Here is a 20,122-nt window from a genome sequence, read left to right on the forward strand (position 1 = left end):
CACCCCTCTCCCATATGAAATCCATGGTTTACAATTCCGATCCAGTTCCTTTACAATTCCACTGCATGTCCACCATCAAAAAAGTACAGCCATTTCCGGTCAACTTTCCGACCTAATATATCTTCAATAGCCCGTCCATACAGATCTAGCTGGAAGCGATAATTTTTGGTAAGTTCATCCAAACCACCACGATGCTCCAAAACTCGATCCGTCTTGTAATCAAGCAAGACAAGCTCGCCGTCCACCTCATACAGACAATCGATAATCCCCTGTACAAGCACGGTTTCATTTTCAATCGTTGCCTGCATTTTGCTATCTTCATTTAGCATCTGTATATCTGAGTTCGCCGCCTGTTGGTGTAGCCATTCCACAGGAGACTGGTGTGCCGGAAGTCCATACACAAACGGAATTTCCCGTTTCACCCACGCTGCACGCAATAATTCATTCCCTGGTTCTGTATTGAAAAATCCGGCCAGTTCTTCAGGTTCGATAGCCGCAGCATGATGGGGCAGCAAAATCTGAAGGTTAATCAACCGCTCAATCGTCTGTTCAATAAGCTGTGAATCAACGGATGATCCATCTATAGGAAGATGCTGCATCAACGTATGATACACATTCCCCCGTTCTGCCCCTGTCAGCTGCGTTGCCTCCATGAATTTCGGACGACGCAGATGCAGTTTGAAAGACGTACCCGCAGATCCCGCATCCGAAAGGTTCACCGTACGGTTTGAATCTGACTCTAACCCAGGCTCATGCTTGATAGATTCACTGGATGCACCATGGAGAGCACGACTTGTTTCATCCTTGATGTTATTGATAGCTGGGTTGTCGGCCAATAATTTCTCGGACTGTTCTCCAAGTTCCTCCATCACCTCTACGGACTGGATGTCCTGCATCGCAAGTAACGTTTTCAACTCCGTGACAGATGTACTGGCTGCTACTTGAGTTGCTGCTTCATAGGGGTACGTCCATGAAAGCCGTTGATCAACCTCGTTGATCAGCCGTGTCTCCTCTTGTTGAAGAGCTACTGTATCGGCACCTTCATCTTCAATGTTTTGGTTAGCCGTATCTTGTGCAATCTTCGTCAGATCTTCTACAGTTGAGGATGTAACCAACTTCACAGGCTGAACGGCTTTTAGCGCAGCAATTCTTTCTTTCCGCACCTCAGTCATCCCGTCTTCTTCTCCGAGTGTCTGATCCACCACATGATCACGGGATACCTGATCGGCGGAAATAATAGAGATCGCCCATCGTGATTGATCATCTGCAAGACAGGCCGAGAACGAATCATTGCTTCCAGCAAGTTCACGCAGCACAGCCGCATCTGGATGTCTCATCAGGGATGGTCCAATCCAGTCCAGGTAACTCCGTCCAGCAGCAAGCAGATAGTCTGGCAATGCCAGTTCAAGGCTGTCCTTGACCTGAGACCACGCGAGCGCTTTTTTCGCGGCATCTTTTACAGTACCCAGCAAAATCATTTTCTCTTTGGGACGGGTCAACGCAACATACAGCACACGCATCTCTTCCGCAAGCAGTTCAAATTGCGCACGACGACGAATCGCCAGATTGGCTAATGTAGGATAGGCAACCCTGTTTTCACGATCCACAAACCTCGGACCAAATCCCAGTTCCTTATGCATCAGAAACGGTGCGTTTAGATCCTGCTGATTAAACATCTTGGATATGCCACCGACAAAGACAATTGGAAACTCCAAACCCTTACTCCGGTGAATCGTCATGATACGTACGGCGTTGTCCTGCTCCCCAGAACTACTTGTTACAGTCCCGAGGTCTCCCCCGTTTTCCCGCAGTCTGGAAACATAGGTCAGGAAACGGAACAAGCCGCGATTCGCAGTTGATTCCTCATATTGTCGTGCGCGATCGTACAATGCCTTAAGATTACTTTGACGTTGCAGTCCTCCTGGAAGACCACCAACCCAGTCCAAATAACCGGTTTCCCGATACATACGCCAGATCAGTTCACTTAGACTGCCTTGTCTTGCCTCAAGTCTCCACTGCTCCAATTGACGCATAAAGCGAATTAATTTTTGCTGTAACTCCGAGCCTGAGATCTCCGTTATGCCCAGATCCTCACTTACATGTCCAGTAACACCAGCATCCTGCATTCCATCTGTATGCACTGTATGCACATCATCGAATTCATAGCCATTATCCAGGATCTCTGCCTCGACTGAAGCTGCTGTCTCCTTCTGTCCCTGTTCCATCTCTGACCAGGCTTCCGGCCACTGTAACTGGACGATATTGGAATCAGGATCGTTATCCTGACGGGATTGTTGTACGGTATTAGTGGAGGAATTGTTCCATTCACCAGCAGCAGATACAACCGCATCATAGAATGACTGTCTTTTGTCACCAAGCCGAATCTGTGCCAGTTCCTCTTCATCCAGTCCGACAATCGGAGAACGAAGCACGGAAGCAAGCGGAATATCCTGCCTTGGATTATCAACAAGCTGAAGCAGAGACATCATGATTTCCACTTCTGTAGCCTGGAAGTAGCCCTTGCTCTGTTCTCCTCCAGCAGGAATTCCCTGCTGTCTGAATTCCTCAATCATGAGCGGAGCCCACATCAAGGTTGAACGCAACAAGATGACCATGTCACCGTAACGTGCCGGGCGCATCGTTTGCAGGGCTTTGTCATATACATGGAGGGCAGGTTTGTCCGTATCCCCAACCATCTCACGAATACGCCTTGCAATCGCCCGCGCTTCCAACTGGGCTGTTTCAAGTTCGGCACTCTCCAGTTCTGCGGAGACCGATGCATCCCCATTCTCATCCGTACTCTCTGTCAGATCAGGACCACCGCCCTGACGATCAATCAACATAAGTTCAGGTGTATACGCCTTATCACCAAGCGTTTCTGACGGGAACGTAGCCCCATATGCCAGTTGCGCTCGTTCATCGTAAGCAATCTCTGCCACACCTTCGTTCATGAGTTGCCGGAATATCATATTGACCGAATGCACGACTTCAGCACGGCTGCGGAAATTCCGCGCAAGATCAATACGTTGACCTGTACGATTCAGACGATCTTCCACCATTCCATCTTCACGTGTGCTCGCTCCATATTGGCGATACTTGTTCATAAATAGACCCGGCTCAGCCAACCGGAAACGATAGATACTCTGCTTGACATCACCGACCATGAATCGGTTACCCGGGTTTTCTCTGGAGATGAGCTTCACGATATCTTCCTGAACCGTATTGGTGTCCTGATATTCATCAAGCAACACTTCATCGAATCGCGAACGGTACTCCATAGCCGCATCGGAAGGCATCGACAGTTCAGGCGTTGAATCCTCATGTCGCAAAATGTGAAGGCAATAGTGCTCCAGATCACTGAAGTCAACTTGCCCCCGTTCCTGTTTGGCCTGTCGATAACGTTCTCCAAATGTACTAACCAGCCTCGACAGTTCCTGCATGAGTGGTGCCGCTTGCTCCAGCTCCTGCCAGAACGAAAAAGCACTTCTTCCAAACAATGAACCTTTCAGGTCGGTAACTGCCTTTTTCGCAGCCTCACGGAGTTCTTTCACCTGATCCTGTAAAGCCGGGTCCGTTTGATCCTTTTTGCAGGGTTTCAGTTTGCCAAATGCAGCGGGTTGAAACACTTCAGGCAACCTCTCCCATGGCATAATCTCAACCGCAGACAGCAGCTCTTCCACCATCACCAGATCTTCTTTTAACGTATCTGCATAAGGTGCCGGACCTTCAGGCTGCATGGAAATATGAATGCCTTGACGGAGTAGTCCTGCTGCACCACTCAAAGCAAGAGCCGCATCACGCAAAATACTCTGAACCCATGCTGAATGTCCAAGTGCCTCCACACTTTCCACCTGAAAAGCAGATGCCATCTCTGAGAGCCAATGATCCGGCCAGGAATGACTGCGGGAGAAATCATACAATCGTTGCACCAGTCGATGCATCGCATCATCATTTCGTTCTCCACTGAACCAGTCGACCAATTCGCGGAATGTACTACCTTCATCTTCCTCGCCATACTTTTCCTCAAATAGTTCTTCGAGTAGTTCCTGGCGCATGATTTCCGCTTCATTTTCATTCAGGATACGAAAAGCCGGGTTCAACGGAATTTGCTGATAGTAACGGCGGATGACTTCCATACAGAATGAATGCAGCGTTGTAATAGATGCCCGTCCAAGCAGCGACAGCTGCTTACGCAGATGCTCTTCTCCAGGCTGTTCTTCCAGCGCACGTTCCAACGCTTCCCGAATCCGTTGTTTCATCTCGGCGGCGGCCGCTTTGGTAAACGTAGCTACAAGTAAACGATCCACACTGAATCCTTGGGAGGGATCTGCGATCTTGCGAATAATTCGTTCAACCAGTACGGCTGTCTTGCCTGATCCCGCCGCAGCGGCAACCAGAATGTCTTCTCCACTTTCCGAGATGGCACTCCACTGGTCGTCACTCCAGAAGCTTCCTTCCGGTTTTGGCATATTCGTCATGATGTTTCCCCTCCCTTGGTGTGAGATAACATATCCCAGATTTGCTGTTTGCCCGGTTTGGACAACAGGTTATACTCATTTCCTTCTATATTCTCATCAAACTGACAAACAGGTTTATACGGACAGAACGTGCACGCCACTTCCTGCTGAATACGATAAGGCTCAATGGCCACATCCCCATCCGTAATCCGGGTACCAATCTCGCGGATATTACTGCGAACCGAAGCAAGCAGCGTATCCCATTGCTCTGGCGTAGCTACAGCGGCGCTGCTATAAAAGCTTCCGTCCGCCTTAAGAGCAACTGGAATAATCGCTGAATACCCCTTATCCAGGGTGTTGTCCATTTGTGCGATTGCATCCCGGTCCGCGAGCAGCAAACCTTTCATTTTGAACCGTTTCAGCAGTTCTTGTCCGGCCTGCTCCGATGTCATGCCATTTGCAGATTGCAACAGCGGGTTATGCACATGGAAATACAACGTTCCTCCCGGCATCGCCGTTTCTCCAAGCCATTCCTCGGCAGCACTAAGCAGCACCTCCAGATAGGTGAGCATCTGCAATGACAGACCATAATACACTTCATGAAGCTTGAGGTCCGTTTGGCTTGATTTATAGTCAATGACACGCAGGAGCAGACCATTCTCTCCTTCTGCGACATCCACACGGTCAATCCGACCCACGATCTCCATCACACAGCCGTTTTCCAGTTCAAAACGTAGTGGCGGCAACGTTTTATCCGGTCCAAAATCAAGCTCCAATCCAATCGGTTCAAAACTTCCGCGTCTGGACTGTTCACCGAGAATAACGGATGCCCGGCTCACGATGTCCTTCAATTTGCGGAAAATATAACCGTATCGCTTGGTGCTTAGCAAAATCTCCCCTTGCAGCTGTGGTGCAATCTGCTCCACGGTTTGCTCGGCTTCCTGACGACATTGGTCTGGAGTCAAGCTGCCCCAACTACGATTTTCTTCACGCAACCGCATAGCCAGTTGGCTAAGTGCAGCATGAAACAGTTGTCCGATATCAGGGGCCTGAAGGCGGTACAATTGCCGTTCTTTGAGACGCAACCCGTGCGAAGCAAAATGGGAGAACGGACAAGCGACGAAACGCTCCATTCGCGAAACACTCGTCCTCACCTCTGTGCCATACAATCTGCGACTGGTAGCTGTACGTAGTGGTAATGCTCTATTACGATAAAAGATCGATCCCATCAACCGTTCCAGCTGAGGTCTGCTTGTCTCCCGAGATACATGCCAATTGTAGACCGCCCACCACATTTCAGGGATGTCTTCTCCGCGGCGCCATTTGCGCAATTGTCCAATGAGCGCAGACAGACTCTGACCTGGATGGGTGACATAGGACCAATGCGCTTCTTCCGAGTTCGCAATCGGTGGTTGAGCGAGCAATGGCTGTTCTTGTAAACCAAACATCTTCCGTACATGGCGGACAATCTCGGAAGGAAGCAGTGCTTTCCCCTCATCATCAGCAACCGGATAACTCAGCCACAACTGGCTGCTTGCGGCTGTAAGTGCCGTATAGATCAGGAAACGTTCATCCAGCATCTGCCTTGTTGCACCTGGTCCAAGCGCCATGCCACGTTCCGTCAGTAACGCTCTCTCCAGTTCCGTTAATACGCCATTATCCTGAGGTACGGCGGGTAATTCACCATCAACTGCGCCAAGGATAAATACGTATTTGATGTCCTGAAGACGTGTACGGTCCATGGAACCAACCAGTACCTGATCAAGTGCTGGTGGTACCAGACCCAGCTTCAGTTCCGTCAATCCGGTCTCGATCATCCCGGCAAACAGCGTGATATCCAGCCGTTCATTCCCCATCATATCAACCATCTGATCCAATAAATCCAGCACAGCTCCCCACATCTGCCGATGTTCTCTCGACCGTTCGGGGTCACCTTGTGCCTTAGCTTCAGCAGACATGTTCTCCAGCTTCCATGCAATCTCAGCATCTTCCAGCAGTCTGTATAGTGCTTCGCACTGGGCTTTGGCTGTCTTTGCCTTTTTCATTCGTTTCTCAAAAACACCCAAGGAATCTGTAATGACCGTTCGGCAGCTCTCCATTAAAGAAAGCATCTGGTCCCGTCCTCGACTACGGCCATCCTGACCGTTGTCTTCCAGCGACAGGCTTGGTACATACTTCCATGGTTTGCCATCAGTCCAGCGATACCCGTGAATACCACAAGCCAGTACATAATTCTCAAGCTGGTCCATATCTTCACGAGTGATGGAACCATCACGCGGAAGCAGCAGATCCGTTTTGACACAGCGAAATACATCCTCGTAACGCCAGTGGCGACGAACAATATCCAATGCGGAACGGATAAACTCGGATAATGGATGATGAAGTTCATTTCTTCTGCGGTCCAGAAAGACGGGTACGTCATAATCCCTGAATAGAGGTTCAGCTATATCGGCGTAGGTATCCAACTGACGAACAAGTACCGCCATATCCCGATAACGCGCACCTTCGTTTTGCGCCAAACGCCGCATCTCACGCAGTGCTCCCTCCATCTCAGCTCGTCGGTTCTCGGCTGCAACCAGTCGGATTCCGGAATCAAAGCCATCACTTTTCCAACGAATTCGGCGATCGAAACCAGCCTCCAGATGAGCAAGTCCTGGACGATCCTTGTATCTCGGTGGAATCTCCGAATCTAGCACGGTTATATCGCTCGGTACACCCAGTTCTTCAGCCATCCCTTTCAGGCGCGCATAGGCACTCGCTGTGGGATAGAACAGTTCAAGTTCTCCAGGCAGTGCGCCGTGATCATAAGGACGATCCAATGTCAGTGCAATCGTCACGGAAGAGGACTGCAACATCAGCCGACCGATCACACTCATCTCCTGTGGCGTGAATCCCTGAAAGCCATCAATCCAGATCTGGGCATCCTGCAGCAAAGCACTTTCCGACAAACGATCTGTCAGCTCGGTCAACGTGTCTTCATCATCAATATATAAATGGGTCAGTTCCTGTTCATAGTCACGATATATCAGATTCAAGTCATGCAACTTGTCCTCCAGAATCGGCGAAGTCGATGAGGTATTTCCTCCAGACAGCCCGTCTTCCAGCAATGATGGATCAACTTCATAACGTTTAAATTCACTATATAAGTCATTTAATTCGCCTATAAAACCCAGCTGGCTGCCGGATGCACCAAACAGCTTCAATTCTTCCTTACGGCGCTGGATTACTTTGTAGAGCAGCATCTTTTTGCCTTCGGCTCCGATCGGAATACGAGCAGAACCACCTGCTTCCTGCATTACACGATAGGCTAAACGGCGAAAGCCCAGCACTTCTGCACGCATCGTACCTTTAATTGCTCCAGAAGACACCAACGCTTGCTCTGTTCGAAAGGAACTCTGTTCGGGAACGAGTAAAATCAAAGGTTTACCTTGCGGTTCTTGTTGAAGCAGGGTTGTAATTTCCCGGGTAATCAGCGAGCTTTTGCCGCTGCCTGCCCGGCCAATAACAAAACGAACGGACATGTCTAATCCTCCAAACTACACGTACAAGATTTTAATTCCCAGTATAACATATCTGACTTGGTTCGGAACATACGTTTGCCACTATCCGGTAAAAACGGAGATCATCTCCGTTAACACAGCCAAACAGCAAAAAGCCCGCAGCTATCACACTGTGGACTTTTTGCCAAAAGTATCATTTATTTAAACTTCACTTTATCTCACAAGAGATTAAAAAAAGTGAAACGAGACTCTTCTAATTCTTTTTACTGCGCACTTCGAAAATAGCAAATTTCAGGTAATGTCCTTCATCCACGCCCAAAATTTGCGGGTGGTCCTTACCTGCTGCCTTCCAGTCGATTAGACGCAGCACTTTGCCTGCATCTTCGGCTGCATCGGCAATCGTATCCAGGAAAAGGTCAGGACGCATGTGATACGAACAGCTGGCTGTTACCAAATATCCGCCCTCATTGACCAGTTTCATTCCTTGCAGGTTGATATCTTTATAACCGCGACTTGCACCTTTAACTGCTGATTTCGTTTTGGCAAATGCAGGAGGATCGAGGATGACGACATCAAATGTTTTACCGCCAGCTGCCAGCGCTTTGGATGTATCCACTTTCTGTTCGCCTGCACGTGCACGTGCGGTACGTTCATCCAGCCCCTTCACTTGTTCACGCAAGTACTGAAATGCATCAGCAACTACGAATTCGACCCGGTCGGTGAAACCGTTCAGCTCTACATTTGTTCGTGCACTCTCAATGGCATGCTCCGAAATATCAAGACAAGTCACTTTTTTGGCTCCATACTTGCAAGCATTCAACGTGAAACTGCCTGTGTGTGAGAAGCACTCCAGCACAGTGGCACCATCCCAATAAGGGAATGTAACTACTTTACCGCTTTTATTCACAGGCAACATCTGCTGTGTGCCATCCTGCTCGGTCGTTTGTAGTGTGATTCCACTCTTATAGCCCCAACCCTTCATGAGCGGTTCGATGGCTGCACGATTCTCGCGTTGGTCGAAGAAGTAACCTGTCTTCTGCCCTTCCACGATATCCACTTTAATGAGTAGTCCATTTTCTGTAACGGTGACATGCCGTGGGCACTCTCCGTACAGCGGACCTTTGGTCTGCTCCAAACCTTCGAGTTCACGAATCGAGACATCACTGCGCTCATATATGCCTTCCGGCTGCATTACTTCAATGAGTGCCTGTACGATGGCTTCACGGCAACGATCCATGCCAAGTGTAAGTAACTGTACAACGAGGATGCTGCCGAACCGGTCAACGATCAAGCCTGGTAGAAAATCTGCTTCGCCGTAAACGAGACGGTATGCCTCTCCATCCTGGATAAAACGTTCACGGTGACGCAAGCAATCGCGGAAACGCGCTGCAAAAAACGCGGTGTCCATCTGTTCGGACTCCAGTGGTTGATACGCTACAACTCTTACTGTGATTTGAGATGCGGGATTGTAATATCCTGTCGCCAGATAGCGACCTTGATGATTCAATACATTGACCAGATCTCCCGGCTCCGGGTTTCCGTCAACAGAGGCAATTTCATTGTTAAATATCCATGGATGTGCATGTTCAAGCCGCTTTTTGCGACTGCGTTCAAGTGTAACTGATGGCAAGGTAGATTCACTTCCTTTAATTTAATAGTTCAAAAGATAGGTTTGGTGCGGCGCGTAGGTGGCGTTTCGGTTACGAATCGATCTTCCGATCGCTGTTGTCTCCAGATTTTTTTGATTCCCTTTTTTAAAGGGAAAATCCGGAGACAAAGGCGCACGCTTCGCTTCTTCAGATTCGATTTCGTCCCCTCCACCACGTTTGCACGAATCACCGTATCTTTCGAATTGGGGTGGGGTAATTTAGGTCGCTTCCCTCTGAATTCCTTTAGGCTTGTCATGGTTGTCTTTTCTTACTCATAGGATGAGTTAAGGAACCCGGACGGAAGGAATGATGTTTCTATGTTTAGAGATGTGATATTGCCCCTACTCTATGGGCTTATTATCTTTTTTGGTGGCATGAAGCTGATGGAGACGGCCTTACAGCGCATGGCAGGGCCCATGTTGGCAGGTTGGCTCAATCGTGCCACCTCTGCTCCTTGGAAAGGCATGGCCTTCAGTGCGGGCGCAACAGCCCTGTTACAGAGCAGTACTGCGGTCACCGTACTCACCATTGGACTGGCTAATGCCAGATTAATTACCTATGGACGCACACTCGGCATCATCCTCGGCACCAACATCGGGACATGCCTGACGACGGAGTTGGTGGGACTGCAGATCGGACGCGCTTCCCTGCCGCTACTCGTCCTGTCGCTAACGGGCTGGGCCATGTTTGTTGTTCTTGGTGAACGCAATCTGGCCGCTCCTGAACGCACGCGCCAGACTCTGTTTAACATCCAGTACAGCTTCCTCGCAGCTGCGGGATTTGCACTTGTTATGACAGGCATTCAGGTGATGCAATCCATTGCCTTACCCTTGCGGAGCATGGGCGTATTTCAATGGTTTCTCGACCGCTCGGCCGACAGCTTGTGGTGGGGCTTCCTGGCAGGTGCCTGTCTGACAGCGCTCATTCACAGCAGCGCAGCTGTCATTAGCATGGCGATTACGCTCGCAGCCACAGGGGTATTGCCTGTGGAGATCGGCATCGCCATTGTGATCGGGTCCAATGTGGGGACCTGCATCACCGCTGTGATTGCTGCCGCGGGCGGAGCATCCGCAGGCAAATTTGTCGCAGCCTCCCATGTTGTATTAAACATTGCGGGAGCGCTGCTGTTTATGCCGCTGATCGGCCAGCTGCATGCAGCTTCGGCCTGGCTGTCAGCGGATAACGGGGCACAGATTGCGCATGCCCAGACCCTTTTTAACATCACCAGTTCACTGCTTGCTTTGCCATTCTGTTACTTGCCAATCTGGCACAAAAAACCACCGGTTCACGCCCCCGCGGCGAAGTCACCCGTGGCTTGATGGTCTGCCTATGCAGTCCCACAGAACGCGCGGCTAACTGACTCGAACTAGAACTATACCTCGTTATACGTTAAAGCCTAACTTGTTCAGGGCTACACGCAAGATATCATCGTTATTATCATATCCGCTCTGCTGCTGTAAGGACCATGCTTCTTCCGGAGCATACCAATCCACACCCTTGATTTCTTCAATCTGAGGCTGTAGATCACCACTCTCGGCTTCAACGAGATAATAATGAACTTCCTTGTCCACCGGGCCAAAATCTGCATGTTGGTACGTGTAAGCAATGATATCGACCGGCTCTACAATGCGACCCACCATACCTGTCTCTTCCAAAATCTCGCGCAGTGCCGTCTGTTCGATTGTTTCTCCATCTTCCATCTTGCCCTTGGCGAGAGTTGTTTTACCATAACGATCTACGATAAGCTGAATTTGAAGACGTCCGTCTTCCCCTGTTCTATAAACAACTCCGCCTGCTGAAATTTCTTTTTTGTTCATCGTGCTCTCCCCCATCAACTTCGATATCTTTATCTTATTTTTTGCAAAAGAAGGACCTCATCTCCCCGGGTAAGCTCCCCAAGGAAATGAAATCCTTGTTTCTGACGCCTCGATTACATCGCGGCGGACTTAAGATTCTCTTCCAACACACGTACCAGCGTAGCCTGACTCTCGTTGACGCCGGCTTCAACCACTTTGACTTGGCACACTTTACCGACCATATCCATCGTTCCGTCAAAGACCAGTTGAATGTAGTTGTCGCTATAACCGTGCAGCTTGCCACTTCCCTCGCGGCCTTTGGCTTCACCTTCGGGAATAACATCCAGTACCTGTCCGACAAACTGCTCAGCGTACTCCAGCTGCATCTGCTCAGACAAGTCAATCAGTTCATGCACACGTGCATTTTTGACTTCTTCGTCCACCTGATCTTCCATTCGTGCTGCTGGCGTCCCCGTACGCTTGGAATAAGGGAATACGTGCATTTCGGAAAAACCGATCTTCCGCATCAACTCATAGCCATTACGGTACATCTCAACCGTCTCACCTGGAAATCCAACAATAATGTCTGTTGTAATCGCTACATCCGGCATTGCTTCCCGAATGCGAAGCATCTTGTTGTAAAACTCTTCTGTCGTATATTTGCGGCGCATGCGTTTCAATACCGTATCATCACCCGCTTGCAGCGGAATATGGAAGTGACGAACAAGTTTGTCCGAACGTTTGATCACGTCGAGCATACGGTCGTCAATCTGACTGGCTTCAATCGAGCTGATTCGAATACGCTCCAGCCCCTCTACCTTGTCCAGGTCCCACAGCAGATCGGTGAGATCATAATTCTCCATGTCATCACCATACCCACCTGTATGAATACCGGTCAGAACAATCTCCTTGTATCCGGCGTGTACGAGCTGATGCGCCTGTTGAATAATGCTATTCGCCTCACGGCTACGTGAGAGACCACGAGACCACGGAATGATGCAGAATGTGCAAAAGTTATTGCATCCATCCTGAATTTTCAGGAACGCTCGGGTACGATCAGCAAAATCAGGTACATCCATCTCTTCAAACACACGGGTTTTCATAATATTACGCACCGCATTAACCGGTTGACGGGACTCCTGAATTTCATTAACATATGGCAAAATCTTGTCACGGTCCTGTGTACCGATAACCAGATCCACCCCTGGGATGTCCAGAATCTCTGCCGGAGAAGTCTGCGCGTAGCAGCCTGTAACGGCCACAATCGCCTCCGGGTTGCGCCGAATGGCACGACGAATAATTTGACGGCTCTTTTTGTCGCCGGTATTGGTTACTGTACAAGTATTAATCAAGTATACATCCGCTGTCTGTTCATCAAAGTCCACTTGATCGTAACCTTCATTTTTGAACAATTGCCAAATCGCCTCTGTATCATAGAAATTAACTTTGCAGCCTAAGGTGTAAAACGCCACGGATGGCATAATTACATTCCTCCCATTTCTCCGGATTCATATAGCACGCAAGTTAGTGCTGCCATTCCAGCTGTCTCAGCACGCAAAATGCGTTTGCCCAGTCCAACAGATACAGCACCTGCCTGATCAGCCTCTGCCGTCTCCTTCTCAGAAAATCCACCTTCCGGTCCAACCACGATCAAAACTTCTGCACTTGCATCAGGTGCAAGCTTCTCTATAAACGGCTTCAGTGCATCTCTCAGCTGTTTACCATTTTCTTTCTCATAACAATAACATACCAGGCTATAGCCCTCAAAAGAAGATAACAGCCCTTTCCAGGAAAGCGGCTGCTCAACGGATGGAATACGATTCCGGTGACTCTGTTCTGCAGCTTCCTTGGCAATTTTCCGCCACCGCTCCAACCGTTTGCCTTCTTTCTTGGCATCATATTGCACAATCGTACGCTCTGATAGGAAGGGTACAAATGATACCGCCCCAATCTCAGTACACCTCTGGATGACTGTTTCCATCTTGTCGCCCTTGGGCAAACTCTGTGCCACGGTTACACGAATCCGTGCTTCACGGTCCATAGCCAAAGACTCTACAATATTTGCAGTAACTTGGCCAACTTCAATGGTCTCAATTTCCACGAGTGCTTCTCTGGAGTTTCCGTCACTGACAATCAGTTTATCTCCAGGTTTACCACGCATAACCTTGCCGATATGGCGTGCATCATCACCTGTGATGATCACAGCGTGTTCATTAAACTGTTCTGCAGATACAAAATATCGCTGCATTAGTCAATCCACCCATTCTGTCCTGTTATGACTGGAATTCACCCCGCCTAATGACAAGCGTGAATCCAATCGCCACAGATGATCATACAACTTTTACGTGTTTCTGACCAGTATATCAGCCCAAAACACGAAGTGCTTTTAGCGATATAATTCAATAACCAGCTTTGCCAGATCCACATACATCGTTTGCGCAAACTCATACAAAGGTTGAATCGTCACATTTTGCAACGGAGGTATAACAAGAATCAACAGGAAGATAAAAATGGACCATTGCTCCACACCTTGCAGCTTGCGGCTGATTGAAGGTGGCACTACATCTTCCAGAATTCGATAACCATCCAGCGGGGGCAACGGAATCAAGTTAAACAGGAACAGGAAAAAGTTGGTTAAGTTAAAGATAGCAAAGAACGTTGTGATGGCTGTCAGCAACCGCTCATTATCGATGCCGCCGAGCGCTCCCGAACCAACCAGTGAAGCATAGATGATTGTACCGATGATCGCCAGCAACAGATTGCTCAGAGGCCCTGCTGCGGATACGATGATGCCCATCAATCTAGGTTTGTCGAAGTTAGCCCGATTAACCGGAACTGGACGTGCCCAACCAAAGCCGGCAATAATGAGCAGCAGCACACCAAACAAGTCAAAGTGTACAACCGGATTCAGCGTGACCCGACCCAACAGCTTGGCTGTCGGATCACCGAATTTGTTGGCAAAATACGCATGCGAGAATTCATGCACCGTAAATGCGATCAGGATGGTCAGCAGGAAAAACGGAAGCTGATCGATCGGATAACGAAAGAACGAATTCCAAAAGTCCATACGTTACCCCTTTCTGGCTACAAACGCCAGCCAATCCTCATCACGGTGGATCGCACTCACTTCAAACCCGGAGGATACCAGCGCATCATGTACAACCTGCTCTTTGTTCTTCCAAATGCCGGATACAATATAGGTACCACCAGACTCAAGCGCATGATAGACATCGTCTACGAACAACAAAATGATCTCAGCCAGAATGTTCGCCACGACAACCTTAACTGGCAGTTGCACACCTAGCGCAGGGTCCTGACTCCCGAGGACGGACAACAGATCACTCTCTTTAACCGTAATTTGTTGCTCCAGCCCATTCAGTTCCACATTCTCTCTGGCACTGATTACCGCAACTGGATCAAGATCGAGCGCCAGTACATGTTTTGCTCCAAGTTTTATTGCTCCTATAGCCAAAATACCAGAACCTGTACCTACGTCAATGACTTCCTCGCCGCCCTGAATAACCGTTTCCAGTGTGCGCAAGCAGAGGGAGGTCGTTGGATGTGTTCCTGTACCAAAGGCCATGCCTGGATCAAGCTCAATAATTTTCTCATCCGGACTTTCTGGTGTATACTCTTCCCACGTTGGTTTAATCGTCAGACGTTCCGATACACGTACCGGCTTGAAATATTGCTTCCAGGCTGTTGCCCAGTCATTTTCATCCACTGTACGCGTCTCATAACGAACTTCACCTGTATCAATTCCGAATTCGGGGAGTTCCTCAATTCTCGGATTAACTTCGGACTGCAATGCAACCATATCGGTACCTTCGGAGAAGTACCCTTTGATGACCGCAAAGCCTTCCGGAATATCATTCAAAGGAACGTCGTATAACTCCCCATATGTTGTGTCCCGTTTTTTATTTAAAGTACCGGACTCTTCAATCGAAACCCCTCCAGCACCCGCTTCATGTAAAAAATTCGAAATCATCTCCACAGCTTCTTCTGTGGTATGTATTGTTAGTTCATGCCATAACATACTTGGTTTTTCCTCCTCATTTTTCAAACATCCCAACTATTGTACTACACAAGCTAGCCGGAGCACAAAGCCGCACCAGTAAAAGAAAAACAAAACAGGATATCCGCAGCCTGACTGCTCGAATATCCTGTCATCTATTCATACATATCTGTTTCATTTACTTCAGCATTTTGTATAATTCGAATCTCACTTAGCAAAAACGCCCACCATTCTGTGTGATCATCTCTGCAGCTTGCGGGAGCGAATCGTTGGATACGGACACGGTCAGCAAAATTTCTTGTTTCAGCCTGTTTGCCGAGTCCTCTTTGGGTGAATCATACACCTGACCATTGGACAACATTTCCGTTTCATCACTAATCAGGGCAAGTACATTCAGTTCGCCACTAAACCCTCCGACAACGGCCGTAGGAGAATTATCGAAGCTCTTAACATCGTTTGAGTCCAATGCAGACGCTTCATTGCCAAGGCTCTCAATACTCAATTGGTTCGGGTGCAACAATTCGAGGGCTCTGCGTGCAGACTCGGCCTCAGTCCAGCTTGTAAAAACAGCTTCGAGGGTCACTGCCGAGCGATCTTCAGTCATTAAGCTCCCGTCCCTGTCGTCGATCAGCCGCTTCACTGCGGCGTAGTGCTTCAACATCTTCATGATCCGCAGCTTCAGCGCTGAATTCCACGTCCTCATTTTTTGCGGATTGCATACGTTTCATCTTTTCCGTTTTCGTTAAAATCTTGCCTGGACGTTCATGTTCTGCCATTGTAATGCTCCTCCTTCAAATTAAAATGAACTAATATTTGTTACACCTGTAAGACTCCGATTGTAGTCCCATCCTCCGATCGCTGTTATCCCCAGATTTCTTAAACTCCCTCCTTAAAGGGAGAAATCCGGGGATAAAGGCGCACGCTTCGCTTCTTCAGATTGGTTCTACACTCTCCGTTAAAGTGTAATTATCTGTCCATCTTATATATATTTCTTAAAACTAGATCATTCCACCGGCTTGTTCGATAATAGACATAGCGCGGTGATGTACCGATTCATCTACGATGACCGTTAGTAATACATCTCTTCCTGTAGGGCCACCCTGTCCACCATCACTCATGCCGCTTGCAGAAGGGTCCGCCGCCGCCATGATTCCAGCACTGGCATTTGTTTGCATCGAATCGGGCACCCATGATGAAAAACTACCGGAAACGCCCGGCTTGTAGGAAGCCCCACTTGGTCCTACACCCGCATAACGGCTGAATCGATTAATTGACAGGTCCTCCACTCGCAATGCCTCCAGTTTTTTGGCTGCCCCTTGAGCCTGCTCCGGGCTGTGAAAGTACGCCAAAATATTTTTCTCGGTCATCCGCTTCACCTGCTTCCCTAATTTCTCGCATATCAGCTATGCATATCATTCTCGCCATGCTATCTTTCCGCAAGTTCGCTCAGAATATACCGAAATGCTCCCACAAATTACTGTCGTTCTTTGTAGCATAGATCCATGAATTTTGCCAAAATCACTGAAACACAAAAAAGGCGTACAAAAAAAGGACACCCTACGGTAAAAACCGCTGTGGTGTCCTTTTGGGCTTGCTTTATTTATTCTCAGTCGCCGCGGAAGGCGCGTTTCACTCTGTCAAAGAAAGATTGTTCATGCTCATGTGTTTGCTCTCCATCCAGCGCAGCAATTTGGCGAAGCAGATCTTTCTGCTCGTCATTCAGCTTACTAGGTGTAACCACAACCACTTTCACATGTTGATCTCCTTGCCCCATACCGCGCAGGCGTGGTACGCCTTTGCCTTTGAGTCGGAAATACGTTCCCGTTTGTGTACCAGCTGGTACTTTCAATTTCACTTTCTCGGTCAGCGTCGGGATTTCAACTTCATCTCCCAGAGCTGCCTGAGCAAAGGTAAGTGGAATTTCGCAATAAATATCGTCACCTTCACGCTCGAAGAAATCATGTGATTTCACGCGAATGACAATATACAGATCCCCCGCTGGTCCGCCACGCAGGCCGCCCTCGCCCTCACCTGTCATACGCAGTTGCGCACCATCATCTACACCCGCTGGAATGCGGACATGGATTTTGCGTTGCTTGCGGACTTTACCGCTACCACTACACGTTGTACATTTTTCTTTGATAATTTGGCCCGAACCGCTACAGTTCGAACATGCACGACGATTAACCATACGACCAAACGGTGTATTTTGCACGACTTCCTGCTGACCGCTACCTTGGCAGACCGAGCAGGTTTCCGGTTTCGTTCCAGGTTTGGCACCTGAGCCATGACAGGTATCACAGCCTTCGGTACGCGGAATCGTAATATCCGTTTCTTTACCGAATACAGCTTCCTTGAACTCAATCGTCATCGTGTACTGCAGATCATTCCCCCGTTGCGGAGCATTTGGATCACGTCGTCCACCGCCACCGCCGCCAAAGAACATGTCGAAGATGTCGCCAAATCCGCCGCCGCCAAAATCACCGCCACCACCGAATCCACCTTGATTCGGATCGACATGACCATATTGATCATATTGTGCACGCTTCTGACCGTCACTCACTACGTCGTAAGCTTCTTTAACTTCTTTAAATTTAGCTTCCGCATCAGCAGCCTTGTTTACGTCAGGGTGATACTGACGGGCAAGCTTACGGTAAGCCTTTTTAATCTCATCGTCGTTAGCCGTTTTACTAACGCCAAGCACCTCATAATAATCACGCTTTTCAGCCACTCTTCCACCCCCATATCATTCACCTTATCGCACATCGTGACAAAAGGAAAGCCAAAGCGCGGGAGCCCCGGCTATGACTTTCCCTCTAATTCGAACGTCACCGATGTTTAATTCGCGTAGAACTACGAATTAGTTTTGTTTTTTATCTTCATCCACAACTTCGTAATCAGCGTCTACGACGTTATCACGTTTAGCGGAACCTTGTTGCTCTTCAGCACCTTGTGCTTCTTGCTCTTGCGCCTGAGCTTGCTCATACAGTTTCACGGACAGTTGTTGAACGATCTCTGTCAGCTCTTCTGTAGCTGCTTTAATGTCTTCCAGGTTGTCGGAAGCCAGAACGCCTTGCAATTTTTCTTTGGCAGCATTTGCTTTTTCAACTTCGCCAGCATCTGCTTTTTCGCCAAGATCTTTGATCGTTTTGTCAACAGAGTAGATCAATTGATCTGCACTGTTTTTCGCTTCAACGAGTTCTCTACGTTTTTTATCTTCTTCAGCGTGCAACTCAGCATCTTTCATCATTTGCTCAACTTCAGCATCGCTCAAACCGCTGGAAGAAGTGATTGTGATTTTTTGAGTTTTGTTAGTACCTTTATCTGTTGCAGATACGTTAACGATACCGTTGGCATCAATATCGAAGCTAACTTCGATCTGTGGAACGCCACGTGGAGCTGGTGGAATATCACCCAACATGAAACGTCCAAGCGATTTGTTACCTGCTGCCATCTCACGCTCACCTTGCAGAACATGAATCTCAACGCTTGGTTGATTGTCTGCATATGTGGAGAATACTTGAGATTTGCTTGTAGGGATCGTTGTGTTACGCTCGATCATTTTTGTGAATACGCCACCCGCAGTTTCGATACCCAGGGACAATGGAGTTACGTCAAGCAATACAACGTCTTTCACATCACCTGTCAGTACGCCCGCTTGTACAGCAGCACCCAAAGCTACAACTTCATCGGGGTTAACGCCTTTGTGTGGATCTTTACCCGTCAGTTTTTTGATTGCTTCTTGTACTGCAGGAATACGTGTGGAACCACCAACCAATACGATCTTGTCGATATCGTTAGCTGTCATACCCGCATCACTCAATGCACGACGAGTTGGTTCAAGCGTACGCTCAACCAGACCTGCAGAGATTTCTTCAAATTTCGCACGGCTCAGGTTCAACTCCAAATGCTGTGGAACGCCATCAGCAACCGTGATGAACGGCAAGGAGATTGTTGTAGTCAATACACCGGAAAGTTCTTTTTTCGCTTTTTCCGCTGCATCTTTCAAACGTTGAACAGCTGCTTTATCTTTACTCAAGTCAATGCCTTGATCTTTTTTGAATTCACTTACGAGATAATCAATGATTACTTGGTCGAAGTCATCCCCGCCCAATTTATTGTCCCCGCTAGTTGCTTTAACTTCGAAGAAGCCGTCACCCAGTTCAAGAATGGATACGTCGAACGTACCGCCACCCAGGTCATATACGAGAATCGTTTGGTCTTCGGATTTCTCCATACCGTATGCCAAAGCTGCTGCTGTAGGCTCGTTGACGATACGCAGAACTTCCAAACCTGCAATTTTACCCGCATCTTTAGTCGCTTGACGCTGACTGTCATTGAAGTAAGCTGGTACAGTGATAACAGCTTGAGTTACCGTTTGACCCAGATAAGCTTCAGCATCAGTTTTCAATTTTTGCAGGATGATTGCAGAGATCTCTTGTGCAGAGTAGTCTTTGCCATCAATTGTTTCCTTGTGGGAAGTACCCATGTGACGTTTGATCGACATGATGGTACGATCCGGATTGGTGATCGCTTGACGTTTTGCAGTTTCACCAACAACGCGCTCTCCATCTTTTTTGAAACCAACTACGGATGGAGTTGTACGTGCGCCCTCCGGATTTGGAATTACGACAGCCTCGCCGCCTTCCATTACTGCTACGCATGAGTTTGTTGTTCCTAAGTCAATACCAATTACTTTGCTCAT

The 20,122-nt window shown here is 48.5% G+C and carries 14 protein-coding genes; 1 reads left to right on the forward strand and 13 read right to left on the reverse strand.

Going from position 1 to position 20,122, the window contains the following annotated elements; all coding sequences use genetic code 11:
- Positions 1-50: 50 nt before the first annotated feature.
- The 3 genes from addA to AC4E8D_RS22005 all read right to left on the reverse strand — a co-directional run bounded on the left by addA (position 51) and on the right by AC4E8D_RS22005 (position 9,587).
- A complete protein-coding gene (addA, locus tag AC4E8D_RS21995; protein WP_490205213.1) occupies positions 51-4,478 on the reverse strand; it encodes a helicase-exonuclease AddAB subunit AddA in 4,428 nt (1,475 codons plus the stop codon).
- The gene (gene addB, locus AC4E8D_RS22000; RefSeq protein ID WP_490205214.1) at positions 4,475-7,978 is read right to left on the reverse strand and encodes a helicase-exonuclease AddAB subunit AddB; all 3,504 of its coding nucleotides are present in this window, start codon (positions 7,976-7,978) and stop codon (positions 4,475-4,477) included. The genes addA and addB overlap by 4 nt, the downstream gene beginning before the upstream one ends.
- Positions 7,979-8,210: 232 nt before the next feature.
- Positions 8,211-9,587 (reverse strand): class I SAM-dependent rRNA methyltransferase, encoded by a 1,377-nt coding sequence (locus AC4E8D_RS22005; protein WP_490205215.1) that lies wholly within the window; start codon positions 9,585-9,587, stop codon positions 8,211-8,213.
- 336 nt (positions 9,588-9,923) lie between these two features.
- On the opposite strand from AC4E8D_RS22005, the gene AC4E8D_RS22010 reads away from it, so the two are divergent.
- The gene (locus tag AC4E8D_RS22010; protein ID WP_017687227.1) at positions 9,924-10,925 is read left to right on the forward strand and encodes a Na/Pi cotransporter family protein; all 1,002 of its coding nucleotides are present in this window, start codon (positions 9,924-9,926) and stop codon (positions 10,923-10,925) included.
- Between the two features lie 63 nt (positions 10,926-10,988).
- On the opposite strand, the gene AC4E8D_RS22015 is transcribed toward AC4E8D_RS22010, so the two are convergent.
- The 10 genes from AC4E8D_RS22015 to dnaK form a co-directional block, all read right to left on the reverse strand.
- On the reverse strand, positions 10,989-11,423 hold the full coding sequence (locus tag AC4E8D_RS22015; RefSeq protein WP_221821973.1) for an NUDIX hydrolase: 435 nt from the start codon (positions 11,421-11,423) through the stop codon (positions 10,989-10,991).
- Between the two features lie 113 nt (positions 11,424-11,536).
- Entirely contained in the window at positions 11,537-12,883 is a 1,347-nt protein-coding gene (mtaB, locus tag AC4E8D_RS22020; protein ID WP_221821971.1) for a tRNA (N(6)-L-threonylcarbamoyladenosine(37)-C(2))-methylthiotransferase MtaB, read from the reverse strand.
- A gap of 2 nt (positions 12,884-12,885) precedes the next feature.
- Positions 12,886-13,650 carry a 16S rRNA (uracil(1498)-N(3))-methyltransferase gene (locus AC4E8D_RS22025; RefSeq protein WP_221821969.1) on the reverse strand — a complete coding sequence of 255 codons (765 nt, stop codon included), beginning with the start codon at positions 13,648-13,650 and terminating at the stop codon, positions 12,886-12,888.
- Between the two features lie 138 nt (positions 13,651-13,788).
- Positions 13,789-14,469 (reverse strand): site-2 protease family protein, encoded by a 681-nt coding sequence (locus AC4E8D_RS22030; RefSeq protein WP_074095894.1) that lies wholly within the window; start codon positions 14,467-14,469, stop codon positions 13,789-13,791.
- 3 nt (positions 14,470-14,472) lie between these two features.
- A complete protein-coding gene (gene prmA, locus AC4E8D_RS22035) occupies positions 14,473-15,438 on the reverse strand; it encodes a 50S ribosomal protein L11 methyltransferase (protein WP_221821968.1) in 966 nt (321 codons plus the stop codon).
- 190 nt (positions 15,439-15,628) lie between these two features.
- Positions 15,629-16,021 carry a hypothetical protein gene (locus tag AC4E8D_RS22040; RefSeq protein WP_221821967.1) on the reverse strand — a complete coding sequence of 131 codons (393 nt, stop codon included), beginning with the start codon at positions 16,019-16,021 and terminating at the stop codon, positions 15,629-15,631.
- The gene (locus AC4E8D_RS22045) at positions 16,014-16,193 is read right to left on the reverse strand and encodes a YfhD family protein (RefSeq protein WP_339178079.1); all 180 of its coding nucleotides are present in this window, start codon (positions 16,191-16,193) and stop codon (positions 16,014-16,016) included. Before AC4E8D_RS22045 ends, AC4E8D_RS22040 begins: the two co-directional genes overlap by 8 nt.
- A gap of 222 nt (positions 16,194-16,415) precedes the next feature.
- On the reverse strand, positions 16,416-16,784 hold the full coding sequence (locus tag AC4E8D_RS22050) for a hypothetical protein (RefSeq protein ID WP_017687219.1): 369 nt from the start codon (positions 16,782-16,784) through the stop codon (positions 16,416-16,418).
- A 239-nt stretch (positions 16,785-17,023) separates the two neighbouring features.
- Positions 17,024-18,148 (reverse strand): molecular chaperone DnaJ, encoded by a 1,125-nt coding sequence (gene dnaJ / locus AC4E8D_RS22055; protein ID WP_062835521.1) that lies wholly within the window; start codon positions 18,146-18,148, stop codon positions 17,024-17,026.
- 129 nt (positions 18,149-18,277) lie between these two features.
- Positions 18,278-20,122, reverse strand: coding sequence for a molecular chaperone DnaK (gene dnaK / locus AC4E8D_RS22060; protein ID WP_221821964.1), 1,845 nt, complete (start codon positions 20,120-20,122; stop codon positions 18,278-18,280).

The sequence above is a fragment of the Paenibacillus sp. SRL342 genome (assembly GCF_984798905.1).